Below are 14802 nucleotides of genomic sequence, written 5' to 3'. Positions count from 1 at the left end.
CGGCCTCAGGCGGCGCTTTTGGCGCGCTCAAAGGCGTCTAATGTCTTTTTACGGGCTGCCTTATGATCCACGATTGGTGCCGGATAATCGAGTTTCTTGTGATGCTTCTCCGCCCAGACGTGGGGCTGGTGAATATCACTGTCAGGGACGTCGGCCAGTTCCGGCAGATAGTGACGAATAAAATCGCCCTTCTCATCGAAACGCTCGCCCTGAGTGGTCGGGTTGAAGATGCGGAAATAGGGAGCCGCGTCCGTGCCGGTCGATGCCGCCCACTGCCAGCCGCCGTTGTTCGCGGCCAGGTCACCATCAATCAACTGCTGCATGAAGTAGCGCTCACCTTCACGCCAGTCGATCAGCAGATCCTTCACCAGGAAGCTGGCGGTGATCATGCGCAGGCGGTTGTGCATCCAGCCCAGCGCTTTCATCTGACGCATCGCGGCATCGACAATAGGATAGCCAGTTTTACCCGCTTTCCAGGCCTCGAAATGCGCGTCGTTACGCTGCCACTCCACATTACGCGTCCAGTCGATAAACGGCTGGTGCCGACACAGCGCCGGATAAGCCACCAGCAGATGCCGGTAGAACTCACGCCAGATCAGCTCGTTCAGCCAGGTGAACGCACGACTGTTATCCAGCGCATCGGGATGCTCATGCAGCACGCGATGCAGGCACTGACGGGGCGACAGCACGCCGGTCGCCAGATAGACCGACAGTCGACTGGTGGCATCAAGCGCCGGAAGGTCGCGCTTTGCGGGATAGTCGAGCACCGGTTTCGTGGCAAAATGGCGTAACCGCTTCAGCGCGGCCGCTTCGCCAGCCGGGAAGAGATCCTGATCAACGTCTTCAGTCGGATAGTCAAAAGCAGGAACCGGCGTGACTTTAAGCGGCGCACCTTCACGCGGTTTAGGCGCTGACACGCACTCCGGCAACCCCTGCTGTAACCGGCGGACAAAGGCTTTGCTGAACGGGGTAAAAACCTTGTACATCGAACGATCACCGCTCTGCACGCTGCCGGGCGGCAGCAACAGGCTGTCATCAAAGCCCTGGCAGATTACGCCCGCTTCATCGAGACGCTTTTCAGCTTCGGCATCGCGCTGACGCTCGTTAACTTCATACTGATAATTGTAGAAGAGCTGATCGACCTGCTGCTCTGCGCAGAACTGCACCAGAGCATCAATACTGTCGCTGAAGGCATGACAGGCCTGATAGTGCAGCTCAATGCCCCGCTCGGCCAGCGCACTCTGCACTTGCAACAGACTGGCGTGAATAAACGCCGCCTGCTTCGGGGACATGTCATGCTGTTGCCACTGTTCCGGGGTGGCAAAGAAGAGCGCAATCACTTTTGCCTCGCTGTCGCGGCAGGCGGCGTGCAGCGCCAGGTTGTCGTTGATGCGTAAATCGTTACGCAGCCAGACCAGATGGGTGGTCATACTCCTCCTGAATTACTGTCCGTAGCGTAAACACAAGGCTTCGGGATAGGGATCGAAATAGCGCTGCTGTGCCAGCCACGGATGCGGGTACTCGGCCATGTAGTGCTTGAGAATGGTGATCGGCACCAGCAGCGGTTGTGTGCCCTGGCGATAGCGGTCAATCAGGGTTGCCAGCTCCTGGCGCTGCGGTGAGCTGAGATGCGAACGGAAGTAGCCCTGAACATGCATCAGCACATTGGTGTGATTGCGACGTGACGCAGGACGTGACATCAGTTCCATCATGCGATTGCGGTACTCAAAGGCAAAGGCATCCAGTGATTCCCACTCGCTCATTGAGGCGACAAATGGCCCCAGCTCGCGGTATTTCTCCTGCGAGTGTGCCAGCATCATTAATTTGTAGCGGCTGTGGAAGGCGATCAGCCCCTGACGGGTCAGACCGTTTTCCCACATCTGATTAAATTCGTGCAGTGCGCAGATGCGGCCAATAAAGTTCTCACGCAGGGCGGGATCGTGCAGGCGACCATCCTCTTCCAGCGGCAGCCAGGGCATCTCACGCTGCAGGAATTCAGCAAAAATGCCGGTGCCCACTTTGCGGTTGTTGTTGTTGTCAGGCTCGTAGACCCGCACACGCTCCATGCCGCAGCTGGGAGATTTGGCACACAGGATATAACCACAGAGATGATGCAGCGATTTTACCCGCTCGGCTGACCAGTCACGCATCTGCGTGGTGACCTCTTCTCCGCCATCTTTGCTGAAGCAGAGATGCACCTCATCATCGCCCTGTTTTACCAGCCGTAATGCCGGGCGTGGCGTAGGCAGACCAATCGCCATTTCCGGGCAGACAGGTTCAAAGTGGACAAAGGGGGTGAGATCGTCGGTCGCAAAAGTAAGACGCTTATGCCCACCATCAAATCTGACGCGGTCGCCGAGCAGGCATGCACTGATTCCAACGGGGATTTTTTTGCTCATACTTGTACAACCTCCGAAATCTTGTAGAGGTTTAAGTGTAGCGCAAAATGGTCAGGAAGAAAGGGTTAAAACGGAGTTCCGGTCCGCTTATTATCAGAAAAACCGCAAAAAAAAGCCCGGTCGGTTGACCAGGCCTGTTTTGCAGCAGGGCAAATTACCAGAACGCGCCGCCACCGGCTTCAGACTGCGCCAGCCAGACGGGCTTTGCACTGGTCTTACACCAGACGCGGTGCAGATAACTGTAGAAACGCGCCCGATCCTGTCGGAACAACATGACAGGCAGTGCCAGAACGCCGAGAAGAACCACCAGCGTACGGCGTGCGATAATTTTGTAACGTGGATAAGCCTGATACATGGTTTCTCCTCCCGGTAAGTTAATGTGTTCGAATGTGATCTGTGTCCAACTTTACGCCAGGTTGTGTAACTTTACTACTCATCTGACCACTTATTTGCCGCTATTTACACTGTTTAAGAATTAGCCTGTAATTAAGTTACAGATACGTTATCGTCCGGTTACATGAGGGTTTAAACGCCTAAAAGGTGAAGCCCACGGACGGCAGCCTCTAATATTGATAAAATGGCATTTCGGCCCCCACTCAAGGCAGGTATTGCGTGACCACGGTTTTGATCGTTGAAGATGAAAAAGAGATCCGCCGCTTTGTCCGACTGGCGCTGGAAAATGAAGAGCTGAAGGTGTTTGATGCCGATACGCTGCAGCGCGGCCTGATTGAAGCGGCGACTCGCAAGCCCGACTTAGTGATCCTCGATCTTGGCCTGCCGGATGGGGATGGCACCGATTTTATCCGTGACCTGCGTCAGTGGAGCGCCATCCCGGTGATTGTGCTGTCGGCGCGCAGCGATGAGCAGGATAAGATCGCCGCACTGGATGCCGGGGCGGATGACTATCTTACTAAACCCTTTGGTATTGGCGAGCTGCTGGCGCGCGTGCGTGTAGCACTGCGCCGTCATAGTGGTCAGCAGCCTGACGCCAGAATTCAATTTGCCGACGTCAGCGTCGATTTCGCTGCACGGCGGGTACAGCGCGGCGGCAGCGAGATTCACCTCACCCCAATTGAATTTCGTCTGTTGAGTATTCTGCTTAACAATGCCGGAAAGGTGCTGACGCAGCGGCAGCTGCTGAGCCAGGTCTGGGGACCTAATGCGGTGGAGCATAGCCATTATCTGCGCATCTATATGGGCCATCTGCGCCAGAAGCTGGAAGAGAATCCGACCCAACCGGCGCATCTGCTGACCGAAACCGGGATCGGCTATCGCTTTATGCCATAAAAAAAGGCGCCAGAGGCGCCTTTCATGACTGCAAACAGAATCAAATCAGAGTGAATCTGATGGCAACGAATAAGCCTGAGGCGCAGGGAGCACGGTCAGAAGAGGAAAGCGTCCCACGCCATGGATGGCGTGGGCCGAGCGTGTCATGGATGACGGCTTTTGCGTCTTTCCGATCTGACCCTGTTTCCTGTGCTGGCTCGTTCCTGCAGCTAACTGGAATAGACTTTGTCAACAATCTAAAAGGCGCCAGAGGCGCCTTTTATCTACCCACCTTATCAGGCGTTTTTCAGCACTTCGCTAACAATCTCTACCGCTTCTTTCTCAATCTGCTCGCGGTGTTCTGCGCCCAGGAAGCTTTCACAGTAGATTTTGTAGGCGTCTTCGGTGCCTGAAGGACGGGCAGCAAACCAGCCATTCTCCGTCATCACTTTCAGACCGCCGATAGACGCACCGTTACCTGGTGCCGCAGTCAGACGCGCGGTGATAGGATCACCCGCCAGCGTATCCGCGCTTACCATTTCTGGGGACAGCTTCGACAGTGCAGCTTTCTGCGCTGAAGTGGCTGATGCCTGCAGACGATTGTAGCTTGGTGCGCCAAAGCGCGCGGCCAGCTCGTCATAATGCTGCTGCGGGTTTTTACCGGTCACAGCGGTGATTTCAGCCGCCAGCAGACACATGATGATGCCATCTTTGTCCGTTGACCATGGCGTGCCATCAAAACGCAGGAATGAAGCACCCGCGCTCTCTTCGCCGCCGAAACCGAAGCTGCCGTCATACAGACCATCAACAAACCATTTGAAACCAACCGGCACTTCCACCAGCTTGCGACCAATGTCGTTGACCACACGGTCAATCATGGCGCTGGACACCAGGGTTTTACCCACGGCAACATCCTGGCCCCACTGTGGACGATGCTGGAACAGATAGTTGATCGCGACCGCCAGATAGTGGTTCGGATTCATCAGACCTGCCGGGGTCACAATGCCATGACGGTCATAATCAGGATCGTTACCGAACGCCAGATCGAACTTGTCACGGTAGGCCAGCAGGCCTGCCATTGCGCTTTCAGACGAGCAGTCCATGCGCACGACGCCATCTTTATCCAGATGCATAAAGCGGAAAGTCTGATCGACCGCGTCATTCACCAGCGTCAGATCCAGCTTGTAGTGCTCAGCAATACGCTGCCAGTAAGCAATACCGGAACCGCCCAGTGGATCAACACCCAGCTTCAGGCCGGCTTTCTGAATCGCCGGGAAGTCGATAATCTCGGCCAGACCTTCAACGTAAGGCTGGATCAGATCTTTCTCGACTACGTGACCGCTGGCCATCGCCTGCTCCAGTGGCAGACGCTTAACCTCTTTCAGCCCATCTTTGATCAGCTGGTTGGCGCGATCTTCCACCACTTTGGTGACATTGGTATCAGCCGGTCCACCATTAGGTGGGTTGTACTTGATGCCGCCATCTTCCGGTGGGTTGTGCGAAGGTGTGATGACGATGCCGTCAGCCAGCGGGCCACCCGCTTTGTTGTGCTCAAGAATCGCGTTTGAGATGGCAGGGGTTGGCGTATAGCCGTTGTCCTGCTGCACAATCACATCAACGCCGTTCGCTGCCAGCACTTCCAGTACCGACAGGATAGCCGGCTCTGACAGCGCATGGGTGTCTTTACCGACGTAGCACGGCCCGGTGATGCCGTTCTTTTTACGCTCTTCGGCAATCGCCTGAGCGATCGCCAGAATGTGCATCTCGTTGAAGCTCTGACGCCCTGCACTGCCGCGATGGCCAGAGGTGCCAAATTTCACCGCATGTTCCGGGTTCGCCACATCGGGCTGCAGGACATAATATTGTGACGTTAATTGTGCAACGTTAATCAAATCGCTCTGCTGGGCGGGTTGCCCGGCACGTGGGTGATTGGCCATTGGCGCTGCTCCCTGACGCTTAAGTTTTAAATGGTGCCGCAAACTTTCTCGGTCAGTTCCGCAGGGAACTTCATCGAGAGCATGATGTGTTCGACCATGCTGCATTTACGACCAGTATTGGTGTTGGTGATCACCCAGTACGGCGTGCCGGGTACATGCTTCGGCTTAGTATGGGTGCCATTCTGCAACAGCGTATGCTCATCACCTGCAAAATAGACGCGGGTGCGGCCCTGCAGCGATGCAGTAGCCTCAGCAAAAGCTGCGGTATCAAGACGATAGAGCGTTGACAAGATAAGCATAAAGCGATTCACCGCCCGCTTCTGCTCCGCATATTCATCGGAGAGAAGCAGCTCACGCACCGCGCGGACACGGTCTTGAGGACGTGAACCCACTGAGGCCGGGGACTCTTTCGCTGCCTCTTTTGACGCTGGCTGCGCAGGCGAAGCGGGTGCAGTCTGACCGGCCGTGAACTTCAGCATACGACGCAGAATGTCGGATGCGCTTTCACCAATGTGTTGCGTGTGGCTGGCAATATAACGGTAGAGCTCTTCGTCAACTTCGATCGTTTTCATCTTATTCCGTACGGTTCTTTCTCATGACAGAACCACCTGTTTCCTGAAAAGCTCTGAGTATAGTCAGGCAATTCAAAGGGTGTGTGGGTTCTAACATCAGGATTATAAAGTTAAATTCAGGCGGGTTGTTAGCAATCAAACGGTTTACGGGCAAAAGTCAGAATATGTCCTAATGCCGCCGGAACCGGCGCGCCTGAAAAGGTGAAACCATGATAACCTAAGCTCAGGTCTCAAACTTAAGAACTTTGCTATGATTTTGAACGCCCGTCTGCAAACTGAACAATCCCCCGCTGATTCCCTGCCCATCCTGTTAATCCACGGCCTGTTTGGCAGTCTGGATAACCTTGGCGTGCTGGCTCGCGGCCTGAAAGATGCCGGTCCCCTGCTGCAGGTCGATGTCCGTAACCACGGACTCTCTCCACGATCTGACGAGATGAACTACGCTGTAATGGCGCAGGATATGGTCGATACGCTGGATGCACACGGCATCGATCGCGTCACGGTGATCGGTCACTCAATGGGCGGTAAGATCGCCATGACCATGAGCGCGCTGGTGCCGGACCGCATTGAGCGGCTGGTGATGATCGATATCGCCCCGGTGGACTACCAGACCCGCCGCCATGATGAGATTTTTGCCAGTATTCGTGCCGTCACCGATGCAGGCGTTTCATCCCGCAGCGAGGCAGCCCGCATTATGCGCACGGTGATTGATGAAGAAGGCGTGATCCAGTTCCTGCTGAAGTCGTTTCAGGAGGGCGAGTGGCGCTTCAACGTACCCGTGTTGTGGGATAACTACACCACGATTTCTGGCTGGCAGCCGGTGCCTGCCTGGGATCACCCGGCGCTGTTTATTCGCGGCGGTGACTCCAGCTATCTCGATAACCGCTACCGCGATGCGCTGTTGCAGCAGTTCCCGGCCGCGCAGGCACATGTCATTGGAGGCGCAGGACACTGGGTTCATGCAGAGAAACCCGATGCCGTTTTGCGCAGTGTTCGTCGCTTTTTTGCGCTTTAAAAGCAATCAGATGGCAGCAAAGGTTTAGGATTGGCGTCGGGAGTACGCGTGAAGTATGATGGCGCGCTAAAATTTTGCCGCAGGTCAGTTTTGCTGCGGCAATAGCCAATAATTTATAATCTGCGCGGTGAGAGTCTGGCGCCCGCCCTCATTCAGTTTTACTAAGCCATGGCAAAAGAACAGACTGACCGCACGACGCTCGATCTCTTTGCTGATGAGCGCCGCCCTGGTCGACCCAAAACCAGTCCGCTTTCGCGTGATGAACAGCTGCGCATCAACAAGCGCAATCAGCTTAAACGTGACAAAGGACGCGGGCTTCGTCGTGTCGAACTGAAAATGAACAGTGAAGCCGTCGATGCACTCAACACGCTGGCAGAACAGCGTAATCTCAGCCGCAGCGAACTGATTGAACAGATGCTGCTGGCGCAGCTCAAACTGGATTGATGCGGGCAAACCGCACGCAGGAGCAAATGTCGGGGCTTTAACCGTTCACCGGTTTTCCCTCGTCTGCTATCATTCGCTGAATTGTGCTGCGGCACACATCTCATCATCAGGATTTAAGAGGTTATTTTACTCATGGCACTCGTAGGCATCTTCTTTGGCAGCGATACCGGCAATACCGAAAACATTGCAAAAATGATCCAGAAACAGCTGGGTACTGACGTTGCAGAAGTGCATGACATCGCGAAAAGCACAAAAGAAGATCTGGAAGCGTTCGATATCCTGCTGCTGGGCATTCCGACCTGGTACTACGGTGAAGCGCAGTGCGACTGGGATGACTTTTTCCCGACGCTGGAAGAGATCGATTTTAACGGCAAGCTGGTTGCGCTGTTTGGCTGTGGCGATCAGGAAGATTACGCAGAGTATTTCTGTGATGCGATGGGCACGATCCGTGACATCATTGAGCCGCACGGTGCCGTGATTGTCGGTCACTGGCCAACGGAAGGTTACCACTTCGAAGCCTCAAAAGGGCTGGCCGATGATACTCACTTCCTGGGCCTGGCCATTGACGAAGATCGTCAGCCAGAACTGACTAACCAGCGTGTAGAACAGTGGGTTAAGCAGATCTTTGATGAGCTGCAGCTGAAAGAGATCATCGAAGCCTGATCCTGTCCGACTCAATGTGAGCGCCAGCTCACATTGAGGCAATGGAAATTCCTATAGAAATAATAGCCACATTTTTTTAACTTTCTCCGTTTAATCTGTAGAATACCCGCATCGATCTTCCGCTTATTTTCTCAGCGGCAAGACTAAGCGATGTACAAACAGACATCTGCCAGAATCCTCCCCGGCCCGGTGACCTCTCCCCAATAGCCCATGATGATTCAGGCACGCCCTCTGGTTTTCATTTCATCGCTTCAGTTCTATAATGAGACGCAAATGAGAATGAGTGTAGATCGACATTCAAGGCGACAAGCCACAAAGTGAATATTAGTAACAGGACAAAATCCGCATGACTGACAACAACACCGCATTAAAAAAGGCTGGCCTGAAAGTGACACTGCCCAGACTGAAAATTCTGGAAGTGCTTCAGGAACCTGAGTGCCATCACGTCAGTGCGGAAGATTTGTACAAACGCCTGATTGATATCGGCGAAGAGATTGGCCTGGCGACCGTTTACCGTGTTCTGAACCAGTTTGATGATGCCGGCATTGTCACACGCCACAACTTTGAAGGCGGCAAATCTGTCTTCGAACTGACGCAGCAGCATCACCACGATCACCTGATCTGCCTGGATTGCGGCAAGGTTATCGAGTTCAGCGATGAGTCGATCGAAACGCGTCAGCGTGAAATCGCGACCCGTCATGGCATCAAGCTGACCAACCACAGCCTCTATCTCTATGGACACTGCACACTGGGCGATTGCCGGGAAAATGAAACCCTGCACGACCAGTAACGTGCCCTGAAATGAAAAAACCGGTGAATTCACCGGTTTTTTTTGTCTGTTTTCTGCTGTTACGCGTCAGGCAACCAGCGTCTCCTGCAGATAACGCCAGCGCGGAATGGAGCTACTGCAATCCAGTATCGCCAGCGAGATGCGGCTATGGTTGTTGCCATTTATCATCTGCATTTCGCGATACTGCACGGTGATCTCTTTATCATGATGAGAGAGGATCACATGTTCGCAGGTGGCAATGCGCATCCCTTCGCGTTGTCCCTGCAACTGTCGGAAAAGATCTTCAACTTCGTTCAGATTGTACTCTTTGCCCTTCGGGGTCACCATGCGGAAGTCAGGATGAAAATAGGACATCAGCAGCTCGAAACTGTCGTCAGATCCGGCAGGCTGATTAAAAATACGTTCAATGAGCTGATGTAAAACGACAACACTGTTTCTGGCTTCCTGAGCGAGAACGGTCATTTTTTTTCCTTCTGTAACCCGCTGTACAACCTCTGAGAGCGCATAGCCTACCTGAAAGCGAATAATTCACATCCGGAAATTGATTAATTTTTTTAAACTCAGATTACTCTCACAATGCGGGATTTAACAGGTTGCAGTTAGTGCAGAATAAACATCGGCAATGGCAAAAATCGGGGCAATAAAAAAGGGCGATAAATCGCCCTTTTGTCATTTTATGAGGTCAGCGGAAAAAAATTATTCGCCGGTTTTCGTCCAGGTATCACGAAGACCGACGGTGCGGTTAAACACCAGCTGTGACGGCTTAGAGTAAACGCTGTCGGCGCAGAAATAACCTTCACGTTCGAACTGGAACGGGGTGGTCGATTCTACATCGCGCAGGCCCGGTTCGACAAAGCCCTGTTTGATTGCCAGAGACTCAGGGTTGATCACCGCCAGGAAGTCCTCTGCCGCGCCTGGATTTGGCACGCTGAACAGACGGTCATACAGACGGAATTCAGCAGGCTGCGCATGATCGGCAGACACCCAATGAATCACCCCTTTCACCTTGCGACCATCGGCCGGATCTTTGCTCAGCGTATCAACATCGCTGGTGCAATAGATGCAGGTAATGTTGCCCGCTTCATCTTTAGCGATACGCTCAGCACGGATCACATAGGCGTTGCGCAGGCGAACTTCTTTGCCCAGCACCAGACGCTTATATTGCTTGTTCGCCTCTTCACGGAAATCTGCACGATCGATCCAGATCTCACGGCTGAACGGCACTTCACGCGTGCCCATCTCAGGCTTGCCCGGATGATTTGGCATGGTGATGATTTCGCTGTGACCGGCCGGCAGGTTTTCGATGACCACTTTAAGCGGATCCAGCACTGCCATGGCGCGTGGCGCATTCTCATTCAGGTCATCACGGATACAGGACTCCAGCGAGGCCATCTCCACAATGTTGTCCTGCTTGGTCACGCCGATACGACGGCAGAACTCACGGATAGACGCTGCGGTGTAACCACGACGGCGCAGACCTGAAACGGTCAGCATACGCGGATCATCCCAGCCTTCTACGTGCTTCTCGGTCACCAGCTGAGTGAGTTTGCGTTTCGACATCACCGCATACTCCAGATTCAGGCGCGAGAACTCATACTGCCGCGGATGAACCGGAATGGTGATGTTATCCAGCACCCAGTCATAGAGACGTCGGTTGTCCTGGAACTCCAGCGTACACAGTGAGTGCGTAATGCCTTCCAGCGCATCGGAGATGCAGTGGGTGAAGTCATACATCGGATAGATGCACCACTTGTTGCCCGTCTGGTGGTGTTCCGCGAACTTGATGCGGTAAAGCACCGGATCGCGCATCACGATGAAATTAGAGGCCATGTCGATTTTAGCACGCAGACAGGCAGTGCCTTCGGCGAACTCACCGTTACGCATCTTCTCAAACAGCGCCAGGTTCTCTTCAACGCTGCGATCGCGATAAGGGCTGTTTTTACCCGGCTCTTTCAGGGTGCCGCGATATTCGCGAATCTGATCCGGACTCAGCTCATCAACATAGGCCAGACCTTTAGAAATCAGCTCGATGGCATAATGATAAAGCTGATCAAAATAGTTTGATGAGTAACAGACCTCACCGCTCCACTCAAAACCCAGCCACTGGACGTCACGCTTGATGGATTCAACGAATTCCAGATCCTCTTTAACCGGATTGGTATCGTCGAAACGCAGGTTGCATTGCCCCTGATAATCCTGGGCGATGCCAAAATTCAGACAGATCGATTTCGCATGACCAATATGCAGATAGCCATTGGGCTCTGGCGGGAAACGGGTATGCACGCTGTTGTGCTTACCGCTCGCCAAATCTTCGTCAATGATCTGACGAATAAAGTTAGTTGGGCGGGCTTCAGCCTCACTCATCTCAAAAATCCTCAATACGAATAACGGGTGATTTGTACCACGAAGTAACGGAGTATGATCCACAAAGCGTCTGAGGGAAACAACCGTTTGTTAAGCCTTTAAAACAAAAAAGGCAGGAATCGCTTCCTGCCTGTGGGGTTCTGTTGCGGGGATTAGCCTTTCACTTCATACAGCGGGGTTTCACCTGCTACCACCTGGCCGCGAGCCAGTAACGTCAGCCCGGCGAAATCATCGCTGTTGCTGACCACGACCGGACTCACCATTGAGCGGGCGTTCGCGTTCAGGAATTCAAGGTCCATTTCCAGCACAGGCTGACCGGCGACCACGGTGGCCCCCTCTTCAACCAGACGGGTAAAGCCTTTACCTTCCAGCGCCACGGTATCCAGCCCCATGTGCACCACAATCTCTACACCATTGTCCGTTTCCAGACAGAAGGCGTGATTGGTGTTGAAGATTTTCACCAGCGTACCGGCAATCGGTGCCACTACCCATTTGTCGCTGGGCTTGATCGCCAGACCGTCACCCACCGCTTTGCTGGCGAAGGCTTCATCCGGCACATCATCCAGCGCGACCACTTCGCCCGTTACCGGTGCCAGCAGGGTCGCAATGACACGCTTCTCACTGTTCAGTACTGCCTGCGGTTTCACGTCCTGCTGAACCGGCTCAGCGGGTGCACTGCTGGTAGCCGCTGCAGCAACCGGACCTTTGGTCAGCACTTTTTTCATGGCCGAGGCGATACTTTCTGCCTGGGTGCCCACGATGATCTGCACGCTCTGTTTGTTAAGACGAATCACGCCGGATGCGCCCAGACGCTTCGCCACACCTTCATTAACCTGAGCGGAATCATTCACGTTAAGACGCAGACGAGTGATACAGGCATCGATGCTGGTTAAGTTCGCTGAACCCCCTACCGCACCAATGTAACGGCGCGCCAGCGATTCAGTGGCCGTTTCACCATTATCTGTTTTATCCACGTTGACGTCATAGCCATCACTTTCATCACCGGCAACCGCCAGCTCACGGCCCGGCGTCATCAGGTTGAATTTTTTGATCGTGAAGCGGAACACCACGTAGTAGATCACGAAGAAGACCAGGCCCTGCGGAATCAGCATGTACCAGTGTGTTGCCAGCGGGTTACGGGTCGACAGGACCATATCCACCAGCCCGGCGCTGAAACCAAATCCGGCAATCCAGTGCATGCTGGCTGCGATGAAGACAGAGAGTCCGGTCAGCACGGCGTGGATCAGATAGAGCACCGGTGCCACGAACATGAAGGAGAACTCCAGCGGTTCGGTGATACCGGTAAAGAAGGCAGCAAATGCAGCGGCCAGCATGATACTACCGACTTTGACGCGGTTCTCAGGACGCGCACAGTGGTAGATGGCCAGTGCCGCACCCGGCAGACCAAACATCATAATCGGGAAGAAGCCCGCCTGATAACGGCCGGTAATACCTACGGTTGCGGTTCCGTCAGCCAGTGACTGCGCACCGCCAAGGAATTTAGGAATGTCATTAATGCCTGCAACGTCAAACCAGAACACGGAGTTCAGGGCGTGATGGAGACCGACCGGAATCAGCAGACGGTTGAAGAAGGCGTAGATACCGGCACCGGCAGAGCCGAGCTTCTGGATATGTTCACCGAAGTTGACCAGCCCGTTAAAGATAACCGGCCAGATATACATCAGGATAAAAGCGACCAGGATCATCAGGAACGAGACCAGAATCGGCACCAGACGCCGTCCGCTGAAGAAGGAGAGGGCTTTCGGCAGCTCGACATGACTGAAGCGGTTATAAACTTCCGCTGACAGGATACCGACCAGGATACCGACGAACTGGTTGTTAATTTTGCCAAACGCCACAGGTACCTGCGCCAATGGAATTTTCTGTATCATCGCCACCGCGGCTGGTGAGCAGAGCGTGGTAACCACCAGGAATCCGACGAAGCCAGTCAGGGCTGCGGCACCATCTTTATCTTTCGACATGCCATAGGCGACACCAATCGCAAACAACACTGACATGTTTTCGATGATGGCAGAACCGGACTTGATCAGTAATGCAGCCAGCGCATTACCGGCACCCCAGCTGTCTGGGTCGATCCAGTAGCCTACCCCCATCAATATTGCTGCTGCTGGCAGGGTTGCTACCGGCACCATCAGTGCGCGCCCCACCTTTTGTAAGTAACCTAACATATCCCCTTCCCCCTATGAGCCTGACTAGTCGCTTTGCGCCGCTTAATGTTGTTATGTCAGCTGCAAAGATCGTTAATACACTTCATATCACGCAGCGAAGTGTAATGATAAATTAATTCGCCTCGCAAATTAAAACCAGTGTAACTGTGATTTTTATCACTAAAAAACATCGTTTCATACGGCAACATCTGGCTATGACCCCAAACTTATTTTATGATCCGAAATATTGAATTACGCTCCGCCCGCAGCGAGAATAGATAATCTGCTCAGGCTGATGACTAACGCAACGGTTTAGCGATCCCCTTTCCATTTTCTAATGAGGTGAAACATGAGACTGATTCCTTTAGCGACGCCAACCCAGGTAGGTAAATGGGCCGCCCGACATATTGTTAACCGCATCAATGCGTTTAACCCGACAGCGGACAGACCGTTTGTTCTGGGTCTGCCTACCGGCGGCACGCCACTGGAGGCGTACAAACACCTGATTGATATGCACAAAGCGGGCCAGGTCAGTTTTAAACATGTCGTGACCTTCAATATGGACGAATATGTTGGCCTGCCAAAAGAGCATCCCGAAAGCTATCACAGCTTCATGTATCGCAACTTCTTCGATCACGTTGATATTCAACCGGAAAATATCAACCTGCTGAATGGTAATGCGCCCGATATTGACGCAGAATGTCGTCAGTACGAAGAGAAAATTCTCGCACTGGGTAAAATTCACCTGTTCATGGGCGGTGTCGGCAACGACGGTCATATCGCATTTAACGAACCGGCTTCTTCACTGGCTTCACGTACCCGTATTAAAACCCTGACCCATGACACCCGCGTGGCGAACTCTCGCTTCTTTAACGGCGATGTTGATCAGGTGCCTAAATATGCCCTGACGGTCGGCGTCGGCACGCTGCTGGATGCTGAGGAAGTGATGATTCTGGTTACCGGCCATGTTAAAGCGCAGGCATTGCAGGCGGCGGTTGAAGGCAACGTGAATCATATGTGGACCATCAGCTGCCTGCAGCTGCATGCGAAATCGGTTGTGGTCTGTGATGAGCCAGCCACCATGGAACTGAAAGTGAAAACCGTGAAATATTTCCGCGAAATGGAAGCGGAAAATATGAAAGGCGTGTAACAGAATATTGTCTTGCCCTGCTGTTACGCTGAGT

At 53.5% G+C, this 14802-nt stretch carries 14 protein-coding genes; 6 read left to right on the top strand and 8 right to left on the bottom strand.

Annotated elements, in window-relative coordinates; translation table 11 throughout:
* Window positions 1–5: 5 nt before the first annotated feature.
* The 3 genes from phrB to ACN1CO_RS01490 all read right to left on the bottom strand — a co-directional run bounded on the left by phrB (window position 6) and on the right by ACN1CO_RS01490 (window position 2754).
* The gene (gene phrB, locus ACN1CO_RS01500; protein WP_419137134.1) at window positions 6–1430 is read right to left on the bottom strand and encodes a deoxyribodipyrimidine photo-lyase; all 1425 of its coding nucleotides are present in this window, start codon (window positions 1428–1430) and stop codon (window positions 6–8) included.
* 12 nt (window positions 1431–1442) lie between these two features.
* On the bottom strand, window positions 1443–2399 hold the full coding sequence (locus ACN1CO_RS01495; protein ID WP_419137133.1) for a YbgA family protein: 957 nt from the start codon (window positions 2397–2399) through the stop codon (window positions 1443–1445).
* A 154-nt stretch (window positions 2400–2553) separates the two neighbouring features.
* Window positions 2554–2754 (bottom strand): DUF2517 family protein, encoded by a 201-nt coding sequence (locus ACN1CO_RS01490; protein ID WP_090962986.1) that lies wholly within the window; start codon window positions 2752–2754, stop codon window positions 2554–2556.
* A 257-nt stretch (window positions 2755–3011) separates the two neighbouring features.
* Between ACN1CO_RS01490 and kdpE the strand changes: the two genes are divergently transcribed.
* Entirely contained in the window at window positions 3012–3686 is a 675-nt protein-coding gene (gene kdpE, locus ACN1CO_RS01485) for a two-component system response regulator KdpE (RefSeq protein ID WP_419137131.1), read from the top strand.
* A 275-nt stretch (window positions 3687–3961) separates the two neighbouring features.
* Here kdpE and pgm read toward each other — a convergent pair whose 3' ends face one another.
* Together pgm and seqA are read right to left on the bottom strand one after the other, a co-directional pair.
* Window positions 3962–5602 (bottom strand): phosphoglucomutase (alpha-D-glucose-1,6-bisphosphate-dependent), encoded by a 1641-nt coding sequence (gene pgm / locus ACN1CO_RS01480; RefSeq protein WP_008925011.1) that lies wholly within the window; start codon window positions 5600–5602, stop codon window positions 3962–3964.
* Between the two features lie 26 nt (window positions 5603–5628).
* The gene (gene seqA, locus ACN1CO_RS01475; RefSeq protein ID WP_419137128.1) at window positions 5629–6174 is read right to left on the bottom strand and encodes a replication initiation negative regulator SeqA; all 546 of its coding nucleotides are present in this window, start codon (window positions 6172–6174) and stop codon (window positions 5629–5631) included.
* 250 nt (window positions 6175–6424) lie between these two features.
* Between seqA and ybfF the strand changes: the two genes are divergently transcribed.
* The 4 genes from ybfF (at window position 6425) to fur (ending at window position 9086) form a co-directional block, all read left to right on the top strand.
* Window positions 6425–7189, top strand: coding sequence for an esterase (gene ybfF / locus ACN1CO_RS01470; protein ID WP_419137127.1), 765 nt, complete (start codon window positions 6425–6427; stop codon window positions 7187–7189).
* A gap of 168 nt (window positions 7190–7357) precedes the next feature.
* A complete protein-coding gene (gene ybfE, locus ACN1CO_RS01465; RefSeq protein WP_003852811.1) occupies window positions 7358–7633 on the top strand; it encodes a LexA regulated protein in 276 nt (91 codons plus the stop codon).
* 132 nt (window positions 7634–7765) lie between these two features.
* Window positions 7766–8296, top strand: coding sequence for a flavodoxin FldA (gene fldA, locus ACN1CO_RS01460; RefSeq protein ID WP_090962998.1), 531 nt, complete (start codon window positions 7766–7768; stop codon window positions 8294–8296).
* A 346-nt stretch (window positions 8297–8642) separates the two neighbouring features.
* The gene (fur, locus tag ACN1CO_RS01455; RefSeq protein WP_003852805.1) at window positions 8643–9086 is read left to right on the top strand and encodes a ferric iron uptake transcriptional regulator; all 444 of its coding nucleotides are present in this window, start codon (window positions 8643–8645) and stop codon (window positions 9084–9086) included.
* A 66-nt stretch (window positions 9087–9152) separates the two neighbouring features.
* On the opposite strand, the gene ACN1CO_RS01450 is transcribed toward fur, so the two are convergent.
* The 3 genes from ACN1CO_RS01450 to nagE all read right to left on the bottom strand — a co-directional run bounded on the left by ACN1CO_RS01450 (window position 9153) and on the right by nagE (window position 13639).
* Window positions 9153–9548 (bottom strand): hypothetical protein, encoded by a 396-nt coding sequence (locus ACN1CO_RS01450; RefSeq protein ID WP_419137125.1) that lies wholly within the window; start codon window positions 9546–9548, stop codon window positions 9153–9155.
* Window positions 9549–9782: 234 nt separating this feature from the next.
* The gene (glnS, locus tag ACN1CO_RS01445) at window positions 9783–11450 is read right to left on the bottom strand and encodes a glutamine--tRNA ligase (RefSeq protein WP_419137123.1); all 1668 of its coding nucleotides are present in this window, start codon (window positions 11448–11450) and stop codon (window positions 9783–9785) included.
* A gap of 152 nt (window positions 11451–11602) precedes the next feature.
* The gene (gene nagE / locus ACN1CO_RS01440) at window positions 11603–13639 is read right to left on the bottom strand and encodes an N-acetylglucosamine-specific PTS transporter subunit IIBC (protein ID WP_419137121.1); all 2037 of its coding nucleotides are present in this window, start codon (window positions 13637–13639) and stop codon (window positions 11603–11605) included.
* A 328-nt stretch (window positions 13640–13967) separates the two neighbouring features.
* Here nagE and nagB point away from each other — a divergent pair, with 328 nt between their 5' ends.
* Window positions 13968–14768 carry a glucosamine-6-phosphate deaminase gene (gene nagB / locus ACN1CO_RS01435; RefSeq protein ID WP_419137119.1) on the top strand — a complete coding sequence of 267 codons (801 nt, stop codon included), beginning with the start codon at window positions 13968–13970 and terminating at the stop codon, window positions 14766–14768.
* Window positions 14769–14802: the final 34 nt, after the last annotated feature.

This window comes from Pantoea sp. R13S299 (genome assembly GCF_048515925.1).
Taxonomy (GTDB): domain Bacteria; phylum Pseudomonadota; class Gammaproteobacteria; order Enterobacterales; family Enterobacteriaceae; genus Pantoea.
Note: the sequence above shows the minus strand (reverse complement) of the source record. Positions and strands in the feature narration are given on the sequence as shown.